Here is a 17558-nt window from a genome sequence, read left to right as displayed (position 1 = left end):
GCGAGAAAGATTGGAACGGGGGATCTCCGCCACGATCCGATCCACCTTCACTTTTTTCGAAACCGCAGCCGACCGGCTGCTTCACGTCGGGATGGCCGCTAAACAGTTACCACGACCGAAGGGACCATGTGCTGCGAGATGGCGTCGACGGACACCGACACGGATACGGACACCGACACCGACACCGATACCGATACCGATACCGACACCGATACCGACACCGATACCGACACCGATACCGATACCGACGCGGATACGGACACCGAGTACATGTGCACGGAAGACGTCGACTGCCTCGCGTCCGCGCCGAACGTCATGTGCTGCGACCACGTCTGCGTCAACCCACTGAGCGACGGCGCGAACTGCGGCGTGTGCGGCAACGACTGCGTCGCCACCGAGGTGGGGAACCAGTGCGTCTTGGGCGGGTGCCGGTGCGGCATCGCCGGGGCGTGCAGCCCGCCGACCGACTGCTGCCAGTACGTCATCTTCGTCTGGGCCTGCGACACCTGCTACTGACGCGGTTGACCGGACCCGACCTTCTTGCAATAGTCCGCACCCATGAGAGCGCGAATCGCAGGAACGCTCGGGATCGCGGCGTTCGTCGCGGCCGTCGCGGCCCGGGCAGAGGTGGAGATCGACTGGGGGGCGTTCGTCGAGAACGACACGCGGGCCGCCGTGGACCGAGTCGACGAGCCCGCCATCCAGAGGAACCAGACCACGCTCGGCCTCGATCTCAACGTCACGTTGATCCCGGACGCGCTGCGCTTCGTCGGCGACGTCGAGTTCGTCTGGACGGGCTTCTCCCAGGACACGGAGTTCGAGGGGCTGACGCAGCGCGCGACGGTCTCGCCGTTCTACCTGGAGAGCCAGGCGGCGTACCTCGAGGTGATCGAGATCCTCCCGTACGTCGATCTGCGCGTCGGGCGGCAGATCGTGCAGTGGGGCGCGGCCGACATGTTCAACCCCACGAGCAACCTGAACCCGCCGGACTTGGAGGATCCGCTCAAGTTCGGCGAGCTCGTCGCCAACCAGATGGTGCGCGTGGACTGGAACCCGGGCGCGTCGACCTTCATCATGACCGCCGTGTGGGTGCCCGTCTTCGAGCCGGCGCAGCTGCCGGGCTCCTCGCTGCTCGCGATAGGCGATCCGATGTCGATGTTTCCGTTCACCGATCCCCGCACGCGGCTCGCGGCCGAGCGGTTCCGCAACATGTACATGCAGAACCTCGACTACTACGACGTGCGCCAGCCGAACGTGAACGCCGACATGCCGGAGTTCTCGCTCGCGAACGGCCAGGTCGGCGTGCGCATGAGCTGGCTCGTCGGGCTGTTCGACATGTCGCTGTCGTACTACCGCGGCTTCAGCCCGATCCCGGTGCCCGTCAGGAGCATGTCCACCGCAGAAAACACGGGCGATTTCGCCGCGGACGGCACGCCGATCCTCGGCGTGGACACGGACGTCAAGGTCGTCTACCCGCGCAAGCAGGTGCTCGGTTTCGATCTCGCGGGGCAGCTCCCGTTCCTCGACGACGCCGGGCTCTGGCTCGAGGGCGCGCTCGTCTTCCCGGAGCGCACGCGGATGGTGTTCGACATCACCGAGGTCGTGTCCAGCGCCCAGCTGATCACGGGCGATACGGTCGAGGAGCGGCCGTTCGTCAAGTACACGCTCGGGGCGGACTACACCATCAACGAGTACCTGTTCGTCACCGCGCAGTTCATCCACGGCTTCGTCGACGAGTTCGGCGCGTCGGCGATCCAGAACTACTGGCTGGTCAACGGCGATCTCAAGCTGCTCCAGGAGCGCCTCCTCATCCGGATCTCCGTGATCGGCGAGGTGCCGCACGAGGACGACGACCTCGAGCTCGACGAGGACGGCGACGGCCGGGTCGACTCGTTCGCGGTCGGCGCGACGAACGACGGCACGATAGGCTCGCTCGTCGTGTTCCCGTCGATCACGGCGCGGCCCATGGACGGCCTCGAGCTCGCGCTCGGCAGCTACTTCCTGTTCGGCCACGAAGAGGGCAAGTTCGGGATGCCCGCCGCCGGCCCGTCGCTCGCGTTCTTCCGCGCCAAGGCGTCTTTCTGAGATGTCCGGGCGCCCCGCGCTCAGGCTCGCGATCACGATCGCGGCGCCTTTCGCCGCGGCGGCGCTCGCCCTGATCCCGATCCCCGGGATCGACCTCGAGCTCCTCAAGGCGATGGGCGTCCCGTCGTCCCCGGCGACGAGCATCGCGGCTCTCGGGATCCTGCCGTTCATCACCGCGTCGATCCTGGTCGAGCTCGCCTGCCTCGTCACCCGGCGCGGCCGGCGGCTCCGCGTCTCCGGCTTCGAGGGCCGCCGCCGCATGTGGCGCGCCACGGCGATCGTGGCGATCGTCGCTTCGGCCGTGCAGGCGATCGGCGTCTCGACGTACCTCGCGTCCGCGGGGCTGTACCTCGCGCCCGGCGCCCTCGCGCACGGCGTCACCGTCGCCACGCTCGCGGCCGGGACGTCGCTGCTCGCGCTCATCGCCGGGGCGGCGAGCCGCCACGGGCTCGGGAACGGCTTCTCCGCGCTCATCGCCGGCGGCCTCGTCGTGGAGCTCTTCGATTCGGGGAGGGTCGCCGTCTCGCGGTGCGCCATTGGCGACGTCGGGCCGATCGCGATCCTGATCTTCGCGGCGTGCGCGGCCTCCGTCGTCTACGCGACGGTCCGAGCCGCGCGGCGAACCGCGGGCTCGGGTTTTCGGGCTCCGGCGTCCGGCGCGCTCCCGGCCGCCGAGGCCGCCGCGGTGCTCGCCCTCCCCGCGACGCTCGCGGGCTTCGGGATCCCCGGGGCCGAGCGGATCGCACGGATCCTGTCGCCGGACGGGATCCCGTGGCTCGCCGTCGCCGCGCTCATCGGGGTGGGGCTCGCCGTGCTGTTCTCGTTCGTGTTCCACCAGCCGCTGCGCGTGGCCGCGGTCAGGGCGCGCCGGCTCGGCGAAGGGACCGACCTCGAGCGGGAGACGGGGCTGGCGCGCGGGAAGCTGCTCGCCGCGTCGTGGCGCTCGAGCGCCTACGTCGCCGCGCTGCTCGCCGCCGGGTTCGTGGCCGCCTCCGTTCTCGGCGGCGCCGCGGCGCTGGACGTCCTCGGGATCGCGATCGTCACCGCGGTCGTCCTCGACGCCCGGACCGAGTGGGCGGCCTGGCGCGCGGCCGGCGACTGGGTGCCGGTCTGGCCGGAGCACAGGACCTACGCCGCCGACGAGGCGCTCGAGGCGCTCGCCGCGGCCGGCATCGACGCGGTGGCGCGGGCGGTGCACCACAGGACGCTCCTGCAGCTGTTCGGGCCGTACGTCCCTATCGACATCCTCGTGCGGCGCGGCCGGGCGGACGAGGCGCGGCGGATCCTCGAGGCGTTCCTGCCGGCGGCGAAGGCGTGACCGGGCGGGCTACTCGAGGCCGAGGTCGCGGGCGGCGTTCGGCATGTCGCGGCGGATGCGGCTCCTGAGCTCGGCGAGCGTCTCGAGCCACTCGGCCGGGGGCGGCGCCGGCGCCGCGGGCCCCTTGCCCGACGCGTCCTCCCAGAGGTGATTCGTCCCGAACACGAGATCCGCGAGCGCCGGATCGCCCTCGAAGTCGTTGGGCAGCACCTGATCGACGCAGGAGAGGTCGAGCGCGGCGGTCGGGTCCTTGATGAAGTCGACGAACAGCCGGCGGCCGCAGTGGACCGCGTCCGGATCCTCGGAGACCGGCGTGCCGCTCGACACGTTGTGCCCCGCGGTCGGGAACGCGACGAACGTCTGGTTCGGGCCGTCGAAGTGCTCGCCCACCGCGATCGCCCGGTCGTACCCCGTCGCCGGATCGAGCACGCCCTGCAGCATGAGCATCGGCGTCGCGGTCTCGGCCCACTTGTCGTCCCACGTCGGGTCCTCGTACCTCGGCCACACCTCCCATTCCTCGTACATGTATTGCCCGGAGCCGGTGCCGAACACCGCCTCGGACTCGATCTCGGCGAAGTACTGCATGAGCGACTGCTCGTCGGGGAAGTCGGGGTGCGCCCACATCTCGGAGTACACGACGTGCTTGTACAGGACGTCCGAGTACCCCTCGCCGAGATCCATGAACGTGGAGTCCGGACCGAACAGCATGTACAGGGTGTGGTTCAGCGCGTCGACGTCCTCGTCGTTGCACCGCATCGCGCGGTACAGGAGCGCCGGCACCGCGTTGTGGTAGGGGTGGTAGTAGAGCATGTACATCGCCATGTACGGCACGTAGTAGCGGGCGTCGCCGGCCTCCTGGCAGTGGTACGTGTAGAGGCTCTGGTACAGCTCCTCCACGCTCTCGACGATGTCCTTGCCCATCTTGTCGCCGCAGTACGCGTCGTCCGCGCACAGGGCCATGAGCCGCTTGCCCGCCTTGTCGAACTCCTCGGAGCTCCAGATGAACGAGGAGTCGGCCGGACAGATCCCCTCGAGCACGATCCCGTCCGCCTGCTCCGGGAAGATCTCCACGTAGCGATGGGCGATGTAGGTGCCGTAGGAGCCGCCCCAGACGAAGACCTTCTGGCCCGGGGCGCGGGTCGCCTCGACGTACGCCGCGACGTCCACCGCCGAGAACGACGTGCCGTACGCGTCGAGCCCGTCGCCCCACTCGTCCTGGATGTACGAGATGCACTCGGCGAGCTCCTCCTCGTCCTGCATCGACTCGGTCGGGCAGGTCAGCCGATCCGAGTCCCCCACGCCGCGGTGGTCGATCGTGTACACGTCGAGCTCCGGGTAGAGCGCCTGGATCTTGTCCATGAGCGGCGGCAGCCCCTCGCAGCCCGAGGCGCCCGGCCCCCCGTGGAGGAACCACATCTGGGCCTCGGCGGGCTGGATCGCCGCGAGCCTGCGCTTGGCGTAGATCTCGACGGTCTGGCCGCCGGGATCGTCCCAGAAGAGCGGCATGGCCGTGGACGAGCACTCGGCGAGCCCGTCGTCCTCGCCGTCGATGAACGAGCAGGGGAACCACTCGGCCGGAATGCCGGTGACCGGGTACGCGAGGTCGTCGTCGGTCGAGGCGTCCGCACCCCCGTCGCCGTCGCCCGCATCGGCGTCGCCGCCGCCGCCCGAGTTGCAGGCGCCGCCGGCCCAGGCGATCCCGAACAGGACCGCGACGAGAATTCGTTTCGCGTGCGTCACTCGAGTGCTCCTTTTCATCGATCCGGTTTTCGTTCCGTCTCCACCAGAGTGCCGCGAGCATCGGCTTCGGCTCCCGCCGCGGCGATGGGCGGCGCGGTCGCACCCACACGGAGCGCGCCCGGCCGCCGGATGACCGCCTCGAACGTCAGGCGCGCGTTCGCCGCGTCGCGGCACGCCGGCGCGTCCCCTCCGCCCGAGACCCAGCCGCTCTCCCCGCGAACGATCACGCTCCTTGCCCCCTCGGCCCGGGGGAACGCGACGGCCTGCTCGACGCCCGCGCCCTGGAGCGCCGCCGCGACCTCCGCGAACGGCCCCTCGGCCGCGTACACGAAGCGCCCGTCCGGCGACGGGCCGACGCCCACGATCTCGCCGCTCCCCTCTCCCGCCGCGCCGCCGCGGATCAGCCAATCCCCCTGCACGACGTCGTCCGCCGTGCGATCGCCGGTCCACGCGACCACCTCCGGCGCCGCCCCCCGGCGCACGACGAGCGACGCGCAATCCCGCGCGGGCGCCGCCACCACCGCGCTGTGGGCGATCTGCCCGCGATCCGCCGACCACCGGCCGAGGGCGATCTCCGCGGCGAGATCGAGCTCCGACGATCCCGCGGCGGGCTGGGCCGCGAGGCCGAGCGTCTCCGGCACGTCTCCGGCCGCGAGCGCGACGCGCAGCCTCGACACGTCGAACGCGGTGAGCGCCAGCGCACCGCTTCTCTTCCGGAAGACGGCCGGCAGGAACGCCGGCGCGGGCTGGGCGACCCCGTCGGGGCTCCACCCCTCTCCCGGCGGGGCCTCGCGCTTGAGCGTCACGAAGAAGAAGTCCTTGGGCGCGCCGTTCACATAGCGCCACGGGGAGTACAGCATCGCCGGGAACACGAGCTTCGCCTCGAACTCAGGCCGCTCGACGTCCTCGTCGAGCTCCTTGAACCTGTAGAAGAGGTAGGCCGTGTGGTACGGGTTCATGTCCAGGTGGATGCCGTACACACAGCCCGCGGCGTTCATCGCGACGCCGAGCGTCTTGGCCGTGAGCTCGTCGCCCCACGCGTAGATCATCGTCCCGTCCGCGGTCAGGCAGAGACCGGACCGGATCGTGTTCATGTTCGACAGATCGGCGCCGAGCGTGAACCCCCACAGCCGCCGCCGCCGCGGGTTCACGACGCCGTCCTCCACGAGCGGATCCATGTTCTGGCGGTACGAGACCATCTCCTGCGGGATCGGGGCGCCCTTGGGCCACGACCCCATGGCGACGCTGCCGTCGGCGTAGGACGCGACCGTCGCGGCCTCGTCCTGGGGCGGCAGGAGCACGTTGCGCTCGACCATCATGCCGTAGGCGCCGTGCTCGGTCTTGAACGCGCCGTTGAACGCCGCGACGAGCCTGTCGAGGATCTCGCGGTCGCGCGGGATCTCGCCGGTGCCGGTCGTGCCGGTGGTGGGGCGGGGATCCTCCTGGCCGCCGACCATGTGGAGATCGAGCTGTCGCATGTCCATGGCGAGCAGCTCGACGCGGACGTACGGCCGCTCCACGTCGCTGCGCACGAACGTGCGGTAGACCGACGGCGGGGCACCGGGCAGCGTGCGCACGAACTCCGGCACCGCCGGCGCCCACTCGCCCTCGCCGCGCTTGCGGCTCTTGAAGACGGGCGGATCCAGGGGCTTGGGTGGCCAGTCGATGCGCGCCCTGTCCGCGCCGATCTCGAGCCCCGGCGGGTGGTCCGGCAGCGCGGCCGCGGCGCTGACGCCCGCGCCCGGATCGTCGCCCGCAGCGATCCCGTCGGTCTCGCCCTCGTCGTCGCCGAACACGGAGTAGCGGAGGCGGTGGGCGCGGTCCTTGAGCGCGAAGAACCGTCCCTCGACCCACTCGATCGGCCCGGGCCCGATCCACCACACGGCCCGGACCGTGTCGACGAGCCACAGGATCGGCCGCTTGGGCAGCCGCATCTCCGTCGAGACGTCGATCTCCTTCGAACCCGTCCGGCCGGCGCCGAGGTCGACGCTCGCGAGCCGCCGCTGCCCGGCGCGATCCGCCCACTCGAGAAGGAGCGACGGCTTCGTCGCGCTCGCGGCGAACGAGAGATCGACCGCGCTCGGCGGCCGCTCGAACCGGACGCTCGTGCGGGCGAATCCCGAAACCCTCCCGGTGCGCTGGAGGTCCGTGAGCCGCCCGAGGCCGCGCTCGAGCGGGCCCCACGAGCCGTCGCGCGGGAGGCTCTGGCCGCGGACGTCGAAGACCGTGATCGACCGGACCTGGTCGAGCGCGCGCGTGGCGATGGCGATGTGCGGCCACGACGCGGCGATCGCGAAGTCGTCGCCGTCGGGCGACTCGGTGAGGTTGCGCAGCCCGCCCGCCCCGACGATCCGCGGCCCGGGCGCGACGCGCAGCTCGGCGCGGTACAGATCCGCCGCGCCCGCGGGATCCCTCGACGCGAGGAAGACGATCTCGCGCGCCGCGGCCACCGACCCGAGATCTCCGGCCGGCGCCTCGCCCACCCAGACGAGCGACGCGGGCCGCACGCTGAGCCCGGTCGCCGAGCCTATCTGCGAAGCGAGCGGCGCCGCCGGGTCCACGTCCTCGAACCGCAGCGCGCCCGCGCCCGCGGCGACGATCGCGACGACCGCGACGGCGGCGAGACGGGTGCGGTGGTGCGGGCGTATCGACATGGATCGCGGCCTGCAACTTATCAGGCCTCTCCCTTCCGGGAAAGATCCGGGACGCCGGCAGGCTATCGCGATCCCGACGATCGGTTGTAGAAGGGGAGGAGGAGGCAACATGCGGATCAACCGTCGTTTCGCTTCGCTCGCGCTCGCGCTCTTGCTCGTCGGATGCGGCGGCACGGCGAGAACCGTCTACGTCGTGCGCCACGCGGAGAAGGCGGTGTCGGCCGATGCGCCCGAGGATCCGCCGCTCGCCGAACAGGGGACGCTCCGCACCGCGGCGCTCGCCCGAGAGATCGACGTCGCGTCGCTCGTCGCCGTCTACTCGACGCCGTACGCCCGCACGAAGGGCACGGCCGCGCCGTCCGCCGCGGCCGCAGGGCTCGAGGTGATCGAGTACGCGCCGAACGACGTCGCCGGGCTCGTCGCGAAGATCCGGAGCGCGGCAAGGGGCGGCGTCCTCGTCGTCGGCCACTCGAATACCGTGCCAGAGATCCTCGAGGCGCTCGGCGTGGCCGAGCCCGTGACCCTCGGCGAGAGCGACTTCGGCGATCTCTTCGTCGTCACGCTCGCGCCCGACGGCACCGCGACAATGGAGCGCAAGCGGTTCGGGGAATAATCCGGCGCGGCACGTGATCCGGCTCGGCGCCGGCGGCGCTACCAGCCCTCCCCCTCCCTCAGCGCGAGCACCATGACGATCGCGTCCTCGCCGCTGTCCTGGTAGTAGCCCTTCCGCAGGCCGATCTCCTGGAAGCCGAACCGCGCGTAGAGCGCCTTCGCGGCCTCGTTCGACGCGCGGACCTCGAGGATGACGAACTGCGCGCCGCCCCGCTTTCCGTCGTCGACGATCCGCCGCACGAGGGCGTCGCCCACCCCGCCCCGCCGGAGCTCGGGGGCGGTCGCGAGGTTCTGCAGGTGGCGCTCGTCGGCGACGGTCCAGCACACCGCGAACCCCGCGATGCGTCCGTCCAGCTCCGCGACCGTCACGGCCGACCACTCGTTCTTCAGGATCTCGTCGCGCATCGCGTCGAGCGGCCACGGCGTGGTGAACGACGCCTCCTCGATCGCCATGATCGCGTCCAGGTCCGCGAGCGCGGCGCGGCGGATCGAGATCGCCGTCATGGCCGCACGATTCGCACGGATCCGTCGCGCAGCGCCTGGACGAACAGCGCGCCGAGCGCGGCGGCGAGCTGCTCGGACATCATGAGCTCGCGCAGCCGGCCCCTGACCTCCTTGAGCTCGCGGCCGACGAAGGGGTGGTCCTGCGCGGCGAAGCGGCGCTGCACCTCCTTGTCGGACGGCGGCTCGATCTGCTCGCGCATGTAGGCGAGCTGGGCGGCGGCGAGCGCCACGTCGCCGGCCCAGGCCGAGGCGTCGTCCGCGGCCGCGCCGAGGGAGGCGAGCAGAGCGGCGAACGCGCCCTCCCCGCCCGCGTTCGCGGTCACGGTTTCCAGGACCCGCGCCTGCGCGGCGGGCTCGATCTCCTCGCCGCTCTGGTGCGCGTCCCGGACGAGGAGCGAGAGCAGGATCGCCTGCCGGCCTGCCGCCGCGAACTCCTCGCCGCTCGGCGGGGCGCCCGCCGGGGCGCCGCGCAGGAGGGACGCGAGCGCGGCGTGGAGCGCGACGTCGCTCGCGAGCAGGGGCGTCGCCGCGCCCTCGTCGCCGGGCGCCGATCCGACGAGCGCGACGATGCCGTCGACCCCGGCGGGTTGCGTCCGAGCGGGGGTCGCGGCGACGACAGCCGCGAGGCAGAGCGCGGCGGCCGCGAGGGGCGTGCGACCCGGGCGCGCGGCGGGCACGGCTCTCAAGCGCCGTAGCGCGGTCGCCTGAAGCCCCGGCGGCTGCGCAGGAACTCGAGGAACGCGACCGCGGTGGGCAGCTCCCTCGACGGCACGAGGTCCACGAGGTCGTGGGCGACCTGACGCAGATCCGTCGCGCCCTCGCGGACCCACTCCCGGCCCGGCTCGGCGTGGCCGTCCGCGGCCAGCGGCGCGCCCTCCTCGTCCCACGGCGGGATGTTGAGCGGCTCGATGTTCTTGGCGGTCAGCCACTCGGTGATGTGGGAGCGGAGCTTCACGGCGCGCTTCGCGAACCAGCGCTCGCGCTCCTCGGGGTAGCCGACGAGCACGTCCTTGAACCTGCGGAACGCGCCCTTGCCGTCGATGGCGATGTTCAGCTTGTCCTTGAGGTTCGGCTCCTCGGTCGCCTCGATGAACTCCTCCATCCACCTGTACTGCTCGCGCGACGAGATCGGCTCGATGTACAGGTAGTCGGGGTCGTCCTCGACCTCGCGCAGCCTCTGCTCGGCGCCCTCGCTGCCGCGGAAGATCCGCACGACGTCGCCGGTCGCCTTGTTGAGGAAGGAGTGCAGCTCCGGGGAGTTGTTCTCGAGGGCGCCCTCGAGCTCGACCCAGTCGATGGAGACCCGCGTCGGATCTCCGGCCGCCTGGAACGCTGGCACGGCCGGCCTCTCCTCCTCGCCCTCCTCTTCGCTCTTGGGATCGTCCAAGGTCGGATCGTAGTCGTCGTTCCCGTCCGCCGCGACGTAAGCCCCGTCGTTCTCGAAGTCTGTCATTTGCTCGCTCCCGTCTCTAGATCATCAAGGTCAATCGTTCGATCACCCCGGCCGCACCGCCCGTGAGCCGGGATCGCCCAAAGCGCTGAACTCTAGACCTTCTTTCGGTTCCTGACAATCCGGCGAGCTTCAGATCAGCTTGTAGCCCTGGCCGTAGACCGTGAGGATGTGGCGCGGCTGCGCCGGATCGGCCTCGAGCTTGCGCCGCAGCTTCATGATGAAGTTGTCGACGGTGCGGTTCGTCGGGTTCGCGTCCATTCCCCAGACCGCGTCGAGGATGTCGTCGCGCGTGACCGGCTCGCCGCGGTGCTCGTCGAGCAGCTGCAAGATCGCCGTGGCGTAGAACCCGAGGTCGACCTCGCTCCCGCGCACCTTCGCCGTGTGCGTCCCCACGTTCACCGCGGCGTCGCCGACGGCGATCGTGACCGACTTCCTGGCGCCCGCGCGATCGGCGCGGCGGAAGATCGCGCGCACCCGGGCGAGCAGCTCGCCGATGGAGAACGGCTTCGTGACGTAGTCGTCGGCGCCGGTCTCGAGCCCGCGGATGACGTCGTTCTCCTGGGAGCGCGCGGACAGGATGAGGATCGGAGTCGTCCGGTAGCGCTCGCGGACCGCGGCGCAGACCTGGAAGCCGTTCATGTCCGGGAGCATGAGGTCGAGGATGAAGAGATCCGGCTCGACCTTCTTGGCGAGCTCGATCCCCTCGGCGCCCCGCTCGGCCGTCTCCACGGTCCAGCCCTCGAACTCGAACGCGTCCCGCAGGCCGAGGGCGATGTCCTTCTCGTCCTCGATGATCAGGATCTTTCGCTTCGCGGCCACGGCGAAAAGCTAGCAAAGACGGTCGGCCCGGTCCACCCATTCCCGAAACGGGAGGCCCCGCGCCGTTTTGGGCTCGCGCGAACCGGGAATCTAAATATATTCCTGTGAGGTCGAGTCCCAAGCTCAGGCGCCCCGCGGGCGCCGACGAGGAGGGTGGGCGCATGAAGAAGCTGATCCTGACACTCGCGGTCATCTCGATGTTCATCGGGGGCGCCGCGCTCGCCGACGTGCCGCTGAACAACAAGCACAAGGGCAAGAAGAAGGGCGACGAGATCGTCAACTGCGCGTACTGCCACACGAAGGCCGGCATCCCGAAGGCGGGCAAGGACTACGCGAAGTACAAGGCGAACGAGTCCTGCAAGGGCGCGGGCTGCCACTAGCCGCCGAGCCGTCGCGCCCGCCGCTCAGCGCACGAGTCCGGACAGGCGGTCGATCGTCGCGCCGCGATCGATCGCGAGGAGCCAGCCGTCGCCGCTCCCGGTCCACCAGATCCAGCCGATCATCGCGACGAAGACGATCCCCATGATGAACCGCTGCCGGGTCCAGTAGACGTCCGCCCGCTTCGGATCGAGCGGGAGGAAGAGGCACGCGAGCAGCGCGAGCCCTATCCAGCGGTGCAGGAAGAGCGCCGCGTACGCCGCGGAGACGATCATGAAGGCGCGGAGCAGGACCCGCGTCGCGGGGATCCCGAGCCGCACGGCGGTCGTGCGCACGCCCTCGGCGAGATCCTCGTCGTGATCGCGGATCACCTGGATCGACTCGAAGCAGGCCGAGAACAGGGCGGCTTGGCAGACGAGCAGCCACCCGAGCGCGCGGTCGAGCGGCAGGCCGACCATCGACATCGTCATGCCCCAGACGATCATCGAGATGACATCGATATACGGCACGCGCTTGAGCTTCCACGAGTAGATCCAGCAGATGCCGGCGCCGAGCACGAGCGGGACGAGCAGATCCGGGCTCCAGGCGATCGCGACGAGCGCGAGGAAGACCGCGAGCCCTACTTGCGCGCCGAGCGCGGCGCCCATGTGATCCTTGAGGAAGCGGCACTTCGCGCGGTCCTTGTTCGGCGACTCGAGGTCCTGGTCCACGTCGAAGTAGTCGTTCGAGAGGTACGCGAGCAGGTTGAGCAGCAGCCCGAACCCGAACCGGACGGCCATGTCGGCCCACGCGAGGCCGAGCGCCACCATGACCGCGCCCGCGGTGATCAGGTTCGCCATCTCGAGCTTCTTGAGGCGGAAGACCGCGACGTCGACGAGGATCTTCAGGGCGGCCGTCATCGTCCGAGATCTATCTTCCCGCGCGGGCGCGCTCAACCCTTTTCGTCACCGGACGATCAACCGGACGGGGAGCCCCGTAAGCTCGGCCGTGAAGGTGAGGCGCGCGGCGGAGCGAACCCGCGGATCAGGAGAAGCGTTCCCGGAGCTCGTCGTCCCACTCGTCGGCGACCGCCGCGATCGAGTGCAGCATGTCCTCGAACTCGTCGTAGTCGAGGCCCGCGAGCGACCGCATGGCCCGCAGGCACACGGTGTCCGTGTCCCGCTCGATCGCGAACGCGGCGTCCGAGGTGGCGGTGTAGTTGAGCTCGAGGACGAAGCGGTAGAGCTCCTCCCTCTTCTCGGCCGGGACCTTGATGACGCGCGAGAGGAACAGGAGGGTCCCCTGCTCGGCGAGGACGTTGATGCCGATCGTCGCCGAGCCGCGGCTCAGGCACGTGTAGCCGTCCGCGTCGAGCGGATCGAAGGCGATCGCGGCGCCCCGCGCCTCGGAGACCTTCGCCGAGAAGCGCGCGATGAAAGCGTCCACGAGCCCGCGGGCGTCGGCGAACGCCCGCCCGGTCTCGCGGTCCACGAATTCGTTGCCGTCGGTCATCGTCCGCGACCTCCTTCCGGGGCAGCCCCGCCCCAACCATATCACCTCTCGCCGGCCGTGAAACGCCCGCGGAGCTCGGCGCACACCTCGGCGACGCGCGCCTCCAGATCCACGAGCTCGCCGCCGTTGTCGATGACGTAGTCGGCGACCGCGACCTTCTCCTCGAGCGGCAGCTGGGACGCGATGCGCGCCGCGGCGGCGGCCCTGGAGAACCCCTCGCGCGCGACGAGCCGCTCGAGCTGGGCGGCGAGCGGGCACGACACGACGATCAGCGCCGCGAGCCCCTTGTGCATCCCGGTCTCGACGAGCAGCGCCGCCTCGTAGATCGCGAGCCGTTCGCCGCGCTCCTCGACGAGGTCGATCGCCCGCTGCGCGAGCCGCGAGATCGCCGGGTGCGTGATCGCCTCGAGCTCCGCGCGCCGGGCGGGGTCGTCGAATACGACCCGGCCGAGCCGCTGCCTGTCGATCGCCACGCCGTCGTCGCCGAGGACGCCCGCCCCGAACGCCTCGAGCACGGGCCGATACGCCTCGCCGTCCTGCTCGAGCGTCATGTGCGCGAGGCCGTCCGCGTCGATCACCGGTAGCCCGAGCCTCCGCATCATCCGCGCGGCAGAGCTCTTGCCCGAGGCGATGCCACCCGTCAGGCCAACCACCTTGAGTCGATCGTCCATGCGGCGGGGGGCTCTAGAACAGGTTGTCGAGGCCCTCGGCGGGCGCGTCCTTCTGCATGGTGGGGGCCTTGGTCTCGGGCTCCGCGCCCGGAGTCATCTCGACCGAGTCCTCGCCCGCCACGGCGTCGAAGCCGGCGGACTGCGACATGTCCTCGCCCATCCCCATCTCCTCGTTCTCGTGCGGCTTGAGCTGCTTCTTCGCGCGCTCGAGCTTCACCGCCTTCCACGGGTTGCCCGCGTTGTCCGCGTCGTACCCCCACTCGCCGACGAGCCGATGCACGTGCTTGGAGGAGGTGGTGGTCTTCTCCTCTTCGATGACGTACCGGAAGTACCCGTGCCCCGTGCTCGAGCGCTCCTTGCCCTGGAGATCCTGCTTCCACTGGGTCCACGTGAAGGCCAGCACGTCGCCGCTGATCGTCCCCTCGATCTTGCCGTAGTGGCGCTCGCCCTCGTACAGGCACACGGCGTTCGCGCCCTGCACGGTGATCTCCATCCGGCCGTACGCCGGCGACTGGAACACGCCGTCGAAGTTGCCGCCCTCGGGCATGGGCCGCGGAGAGATCTCCACGGTGGTCGATTTCTGGCCGCCCCCGGCCCCGCAGCCGAGCGCGAACAGGACGGCCACGCAACACACAGCACAAGTGATTCGGGTCTTCATGAGTACCTCCTCGTCGTCGAAATTGGGTGGAGTCTACCAAAAATGGGAAGAATGAGAAGAATGCGAAGAATGCGAAGAATGCGAATCCCGACCCCATGACTCCCATTCATCTCATGGCTCCGGCGACGATCTCCCTCGCCTCCTCCTGGATCCGCCGCAGGTGCTCCGTCCCGAGGAAGCTCTCCGCGTAGATCTTGTACACGTCCTCGGTGCCGGACGGCCGCGCCGCGAACCAGCCGTTCTTCGCCGTCACCTTGAGCCCCCCGATCCCGGCGCCGTTGCCCGGGGCGCGCGTCAGCTTCTCCAGGATCGGCTCGCCCGCGAGCTCGCGGGCGGTCACCGCGTCGGGCGAGAGCGACTGGAGCGCCTTCTTCTGCGCGGGCGTCGCGGCCGCGTCGATCCGCTCGTAGACCGGCTCGCCGAGCTCCCGCGCGAGCCGCGCGTACAGCTCCGCCGGGTCCCGCCCGAGCTTCGCCGTGATCTCGGCCGCGAGCAGCCCGAGGATGAGCCCGTCCTTGTCGGTGGTCCACACCGTCCCGTCGCGTCGGAGGAACGCCGCGCCCGCGCTCTCCTCGCCGGCGAAGCCGAACGCGCCGCGCACGAGCCCGTCGACGAACCACTTGAACCCCACCGGCACCTCGACCACGGCGCGGCCCGCCCGCGCGCCGACGCGGTCGATCATGGCGCTGCTCACGAGCGTCTTGCCGATCGCGGCGCCCTCGGGCCAGCCCGGGCGGTTGCCGAAGAGGTACGAGATCGCCGCCGAGAGGTAGTGGTTCGGGTTCATGAGGCCGCGCGGCGTCACGATCCCGTGCCGATCCGCGTCCGGATCGTTGCCGAAGGCGACGTCGAAGTCGTCCTTCATCGCGATGAGCGACGCCATGGCGTTGGGGGACGAGCAGTCCATCCGGATCTTCCCGTCGCGGTCCACGGTCATGAACGAGAACGTCGGATCCACGCGATCGTTGACGACCCGAAGATCGACGCCGTAGCGCGCCGCGACGGGCTCGAAGTACGCGACCGCCGCGCCGCCCATCGGGTCGACGCCGAGGCGGACGCCGGACGCGCGGATCGCGTCCATGTCGACGACGTCGCCGAGCTCCGCCACGTACGCCGCGACGTAGTCGTGCTCGTGCGTGGACGCGGCGGCCCGGGCGCGCTGGTACGGAATTCGGCGGACGCCCTCGAGGCCGCCCTCGAGCAGCCCGTTGGCGCGCCGCTCGACGGCCTCGGTGACGTCCGTGTCGGCGGGCCCCCCGTGGGGCGGGTTGTACTTGAACCCGCCGTTATCGGGCGGGTTGTGCGACGGCGTGATCACGATCCCGTCCGCGAGCCCCGCCGTCCGGCCCCGGTTGTGGACGAGCACCGCGTGCGAGATCGCCGGCGTGGGCGTGAAGCCGCCGCCCGCCTGGATCACGACCTCGACGCCGTTCGCCGCGAGCACCTCGAGCGCCGTGACGCGCGCCGCGGACGACAGGGCGTGGGTATCGGCGCCGAGGAACAGCGGCCCGTCGATCCCGGCGGCCCGCCGGTGCTCGCACACCGCCTGGGTCACGGCGAGGACGTGCGCCTCGTTGAAGGAGCCCTTCGTCGACACGCCGCGGTGCCCGGACGTGCCGAACGCCACGCGCTGCTCGGGCGCGGCGGGATCGGGGCGCACCGCGAAGTACGCGGTGACGAGCGCCGGGACGTCGACGAGCAGCGACGCCGGCGCAAGCTTGCCTGCGAGCGGGTGCACGGTCATGGCCTCCTCCGGCGGTTCAGAATTCGTAGGCGCCCATGTCGTACCCGTCGCCCGTCGGGCGCGGATCCCCGTCGAGGTCGACCGCCGGGGCGCCGGCCGCGGTCCCCTCGTCGATGCAGGGCGACGTCCCTTGGAGGTGAAGATCGTAGGGCGAGCCGCCGACGAAGACGGGATCCTCGCTGATGTTGTTGTAGTCGGGGTTGCCCGCGCCGTCCTGGAGATCGCTGTACACGTTCGAGCAGCTCCCGCCGGCCACCACGTAGATCCCTTGAGGTGTATTCCCCCAGATGATGGTGTTCTGGCTGTCGACGTTCGCAGAACTCGACAGATAAATGCCGCCGCCCAGGTTCTCGGCGCTGGTCGTCGCCGCGTTCCCGTACAGCGTGCAGTTCGTGATCGTCATCGTGCCGCCGGTCGCGTAGATCGCGCCGCCGTAGTTGCCGCCGGTCCCGGAGCCCACCGTGTTCTGCAGGAACGCGGTGTTCACGACCGTGGTTATCGAGTTGGCCGCGTACAACCCGCCGCCTCGCCCGCCGTTCGGCGCGCCGCTGCCCGAGAGCACGCAGCGCTCGATCGTCGCGGTCGATCCGCTCACGTACACGGCGCCGCCGTCGTTCGCGCCGCCGCCGAACTGGAGCGCGTTGCCTTCGAACGTCGAATCGACGACCGACACGGAGCCGGTCGCCGCGTTGAAATAGATCGCGCCGCCGTGCTCGACGGCCAGGTTGTTCCGGAACGTACACCTCGAGATCGCGACGACGGCCGAGGTCGACCCGGAGATCGCTCCGCCGTTGCCGGTGCCCATCCCGCTGGCCGCCTCGTTGTCCTCGAACAGGCAGTCCTCGATCGTCGGCGCGCTCGTGCCCGTGTTCGCGATCGCGGCGCCGTTCGACTCCGCGGTGTTCCCGGTGAAGGTGCAGCCGACGATCACCGGCGCGGCCGCGCCCGCGTTGTACATCCCGCCGCCGTCGCTCTCTGAGTAGTTGTCGTTGAACGTGCACTCCTCGACCCGCGGCGACGCGTCGAGGTTGTACATGCCCGCGCCGTCGATCCCGCCACCGGCCGACTGGGTGTTGCCGCCGGTGATGACGAAACCGTTGATCACCGCGCCGTCGGCGCCCGTGACCACGTGGTACACGCCGGCGCCGTCGACCGTCGTGAGGTTCCCCGCGGGATCGCGATCCGCCCAAAGGAGCGCGGTATCCGAGAAGCCGCCGTAGACGCGGACCCCGTCCACGAGCAGCACCGTCGCGTTGTCGCCGCTCCCCTCGGTCGGCGCGTACGTGCCGGCCTTCACCCAGACGTGGCAGTACTCGGGCCCGCCGACCGCGGTCACCGCGCTGCCGGCCGAGTAGATCCCGGCCTGGATCGTCGTGTAGGCCGTGCTCCACGTCAGGCCGTCGCCGGAGTCGGCGAGGGCCGCGTCCACGA

At 70.6% G+C, this 17558-nt stretch carries 17 protein-coding genes; 5 read left to right on the top strand and 12 right to left on the bottom strand.

The annotated features are described in order from the left end of the window. The first annotated feature begins 126 nt into the window (after window positions 1–126). Genes M0R80_25570 through M0R80_25560 form a run of 3 tightly spaced genes read left to right on the top strand, consistent with a single transcriptional unit; the run spans window position 127 to window position 3403 of the window. Window positions 127–516 carry a hypothetical protein gene (locus M0R80_25570; GenBank protein ID MCK9463006.1) on the top strand — a complete coding sequence of 130 codons (390 nt, stop codon included), beginning with the start codon at window positions 127–129 and terminating at the stop codon, window positions 514–516. Window positions 517–558: 42 nt separating this feature from the next. After that, window positions 559–2085, top strand: coding sequence for a hypothetical protein (locus tag M0R80_25565; GenBank protein ID MCK9463005.1), 1527 nt, complete (start codon window positions 559–561; stop codon window positions 2083–2085). A gap of 1 nt (window position 2086) precedes the next feature. Next, window positions 2087–3403: a hypothetical protein gene (locus M0R80_25560; GenBank protein ID MCK9463004.1), complete on the top strand. Its 1317-nt coding sequence runs from the start codon at window positions 2087–2089 to the stop codon at window positions 3401–3403. A gap of 9 nt (window positions 3404–3412) precedes the next feature. On the opposite strand, the gene M0R80_25555 is transcribed toward M0R80_25560, so the two are convergent. Then, the gene (locus M0R80_25555; protein MCK9463003.1) at window positions 3413–5143 is read right to left on the bottom strand and encodes an alpha/beta hydrolase; all 1731 of its coding nucleotides are present in this window, start codon (window positions 5141–5143) and stop codon (window positions 3413–3415) included. A 14-nt stretch (window positions 5144–5157) separates the two neighbouring features. Beyond that, window positions 5158–7797, bottom strand: a complete 2640-nt coding sequence (locus M0R80_25550) for a hypothetical protein (GenBank protein MCK9463002.1) — start codon at window positions 7795–7797, stop codon at window positions 5158–5160. A gap of 109 nt (window positions 7798–7906) precedes the next feature. Here M0R80_25550 and M0R80_25545 point away from each other — a divergent pair, with 109 nt between their 5' ends. After that, window positions 7907–8410, top strand: a complete 504-nt coding sequence (locus tag M0R80_25545; protein MCK9463001.1) for a histidine phosphatase family protein — start codon at window positions 7907–7909, stop codon at window positions 8408–8410. A 38-nt stretch (window positions 8411–8448) separates the two neighbouring features. On the opposite strand, the gene rimI is transcribed toward M0R80_25545, so the two are convergent. The 4 genes from rimI to M0R80_25525 all read right to left on the bottom strand — a co-directional run bounded on the left by rimI (window position 8449) and on the right by M0R80_25525 (window position 11185). Further along, on the bottom strand, window positions 8449–8913 hold the full coding sequence (gene rimI, locus M0R80_25540) for a ribosomal protein S18-alanine N-acetyltransferase (protein MCK9463000.1): 465 nt from the start codon (window positions 8911–8913) through the stop codon (window positions 8449–8451). Beyond that, entirely contained in the window at window positions 8910–9590 is a 681-nt protein-coding gene (locus M0R80_25535; GenBank protein ID MCK9462999.1) for a hypothetical protein, read from the bottom strand. The genes rimI and M0R80_25535 overlap by 4 nt, the downstream gene beginning before the upstream one ends. Before the next feature lie 5 nt (window positions 9591–9595). Beyond that, window positions 9596–10366, bottom strand: coding sequence for a UPF0158 family protein (locus tag M0R80_25530; GenBank protein MCK9462998.1), 771 nt, complete (start codon window positions 10364–10366; stop codon window positions 9596–9598). Between the two features lie 129 nt (window positions 10367–10495). Further along, window positions 10496–11185, bottom strand: coding sequence for a response regulator transcription factor (locus tag M0R80_25525; GenBank protein ID MCK9462997.1), 690 nt, complete (start codon window positions 11183–11185; stop codon window positions 10496–10498). A gap of 161 nt (window positions 11186–11346) precedes the next feature. Here M0R80_25525 and M0R80_25520 point away from each other — a divergent pair, with 161 nt between their 5' ends. Then, window positions 11347–11565, top strand: a complete 219-nt coding sequence (locus M0R80_25520; GenBank protein MCK9462996.1) for a hypothetical protein — start codon at window positions 11347–11349, stop codon at window positions 11563–11565. A gap of 24 nt (window positions 11566–11589) precedes the next feature. Here M0R80_25520 and M0R80_25515 read toward each other — a convergent pair whose 3' ends face one another. The 6 genes from M0R80_25515 to M0R80_25490 form a co-directional block, all read right to left on the bottom strand. After that, window positions 11590–12462 carry a UbiA family prenyltransferase gene (locus M0R80_25515; protein MCK9462995.1) on the bottom strand — a complete coding sequence of 291 codons (873 nt, stop codon included), beginning with the start codon at window positions 12460–12462 and terminating at the stop codon, window positions 11590–11592. Between the two features lie 124 nt (window positions 12463–12586). Further along, window positions 12587–13054 carry a YbjN domain-containing protein gene (locus tag M0R80_25510; GenBank protein ID MCK9462994.1) on the bottom strand — a complete coding sequence of 156 codons (468 nt, stop codon included), beginning with the start codon at window positions 13052–13054 and terminating at the stop codon, window positions 12587–12589. A 41-nt stretch (window positions 13055–13095) separates the two neighbouring features. Further along, window positions 13096–13725 carry a dephospho-CoA kinase gene (gene coaE / locus M0R80_25505; protein MCK9462993.1) on the bottom strand — a complete coding sequence of 210 codons (630 nt, stop codon included), beginning with the start codon at window positions 13723–13725 and terminating at the stop codon, window positions 13096–13098. A 13-nt stretch (window positions 13726–13738) separates the two neighbouring features. Then, on the bottom strand, window positions 13739–14383 hold the full coding sequence (locus tag M0R80_25500; protein MCK9462992.1) for a hypothetical protein: 645 nt from the start codon (window positions 14381–14383) through the stop codon (window positions 13739–13741). A gap of 106 nt (window positions 14384–14489) precedes the next feature. Next, complete coding sequence (gene pgm, locus M0R80_25495; protein MCK9462991.1) at window positions 14490–16127, bottom strand: phosphoglucomutase (alpha-D-glucose-1,6-bisphosphate-dependent); 1638 nt, start codon at window positions 16125–16127, stop codon at window positions 14490–14492. A gap of 16 nt (window positions 16128–16143) precedes the next feature. Beyond that, window positions 16144–17558, bottom strand: a 1415-nt coding sequence (locus tag M0R80_25490) for a right-handed parallel beta-helix repeat-containing protein (GenBank protein ID MCK9462990.1), incomplete at its 5' end; no start/stop codon positions are given.

It is taken from the genome of Pseudomonadota bacterium (genome assembly GCA_023229365.1).
Lineage (GTDB): Bacteria > Myxococcota_A > Polyangia > JAAYKL01 > JAAYKL01 > JALNZK01.
The sequence above is the reverse complement of the archived record's forward strand: the minus strand, read 5'-3'. Positions and strand labels throughout refer to the sequence as shown.

Coding starts and splice junctions, on each gene's coding strand:
- M0R80_25570 (MCK9463006.1), top strand. CDS start 127: ATGTGCTGCGAGATGGCGTCGACGGACACCGACACGGATACGGACACC.
- M0R80_25565 (MCK9463005.1), top strand. CDS start 559: ATGAGAGCGCGAATCGCAGGAACGCTCGGGATCGCGGCGTTCGTCGCG.
- M0R80_25560 (MCK9463004.1), top strand. CDS start 2,087: ATGTCCGGGCGCCCCGCGCTCAGGCTCGCGATCACGATCGCGGCGCCT.
- M0R80_25550 (MCK9463002.1), bottom strand. CDS start 7,797: ATGTCGATACGCCCGCACCACCGCACCCGTCTCGCCGCCGTCGCGGTC.
- M0R80_25545 (MCK9463001.1), top strand. CDS start 7,907: ATGCGGATCAACCGTCGTTTCGCTTCGCTCGCGCTCGCGCTCTTGCTC.
- rimI (MCK9463000.1), bottom strand. CDS start 8,913: ATGACGGCGATCTCGATCCGCCGCGCCGCGCTCGCGGACCTGGACGCG.
- M0R80_25530 (MCK9462998.1), bottom strand. CDS start 10,366: ATGACAGACTTCGAGAACGACGGGGCTTACGTCGCGGCGGACGGGAAC.
- M0R80_25520 (MCK9462996.1), top strand. CDS start 11,347: ATGAAGAAGCTGATCCTGACACTCGCGGTCATCTCGATGTTCATCGGG.
- M0R80_25515 (MCK9462995.1), bottom strand. CDS start 12,462: ATGACGGCCGCCCTGAAGATCCTCGTCGACGTCGCGGTCTTCCGCCTC.
- M0R80_25510 (MCK9462994.1), bottom strand. CDS start 13,054: ATGACCGACGGCAACGAATTCGTGGACCGCGAGACCGGGCGGGCGTTC.
- coaE (MCK9462993.1), bottom strand. CDS start 13,725: ATGGACGATCGACTCAAGGTGGTTGGCCTGACGGGTGGCATCGCCTCG.
- M0R80_25500 (MCK9462992.1), bottom strand. CDS start 14,383: ATGAAGACCCGAATCACTTGTGCTGTGTGTTGCGTGGCCGTCCTGTTC.
- pgm (MCK9462991.1), bottom strand. CDS start 16,127: ATGACCGTGCACCCGCTCGCAGGCAAGCTTGCGCCGGCGTCGCTGCTC.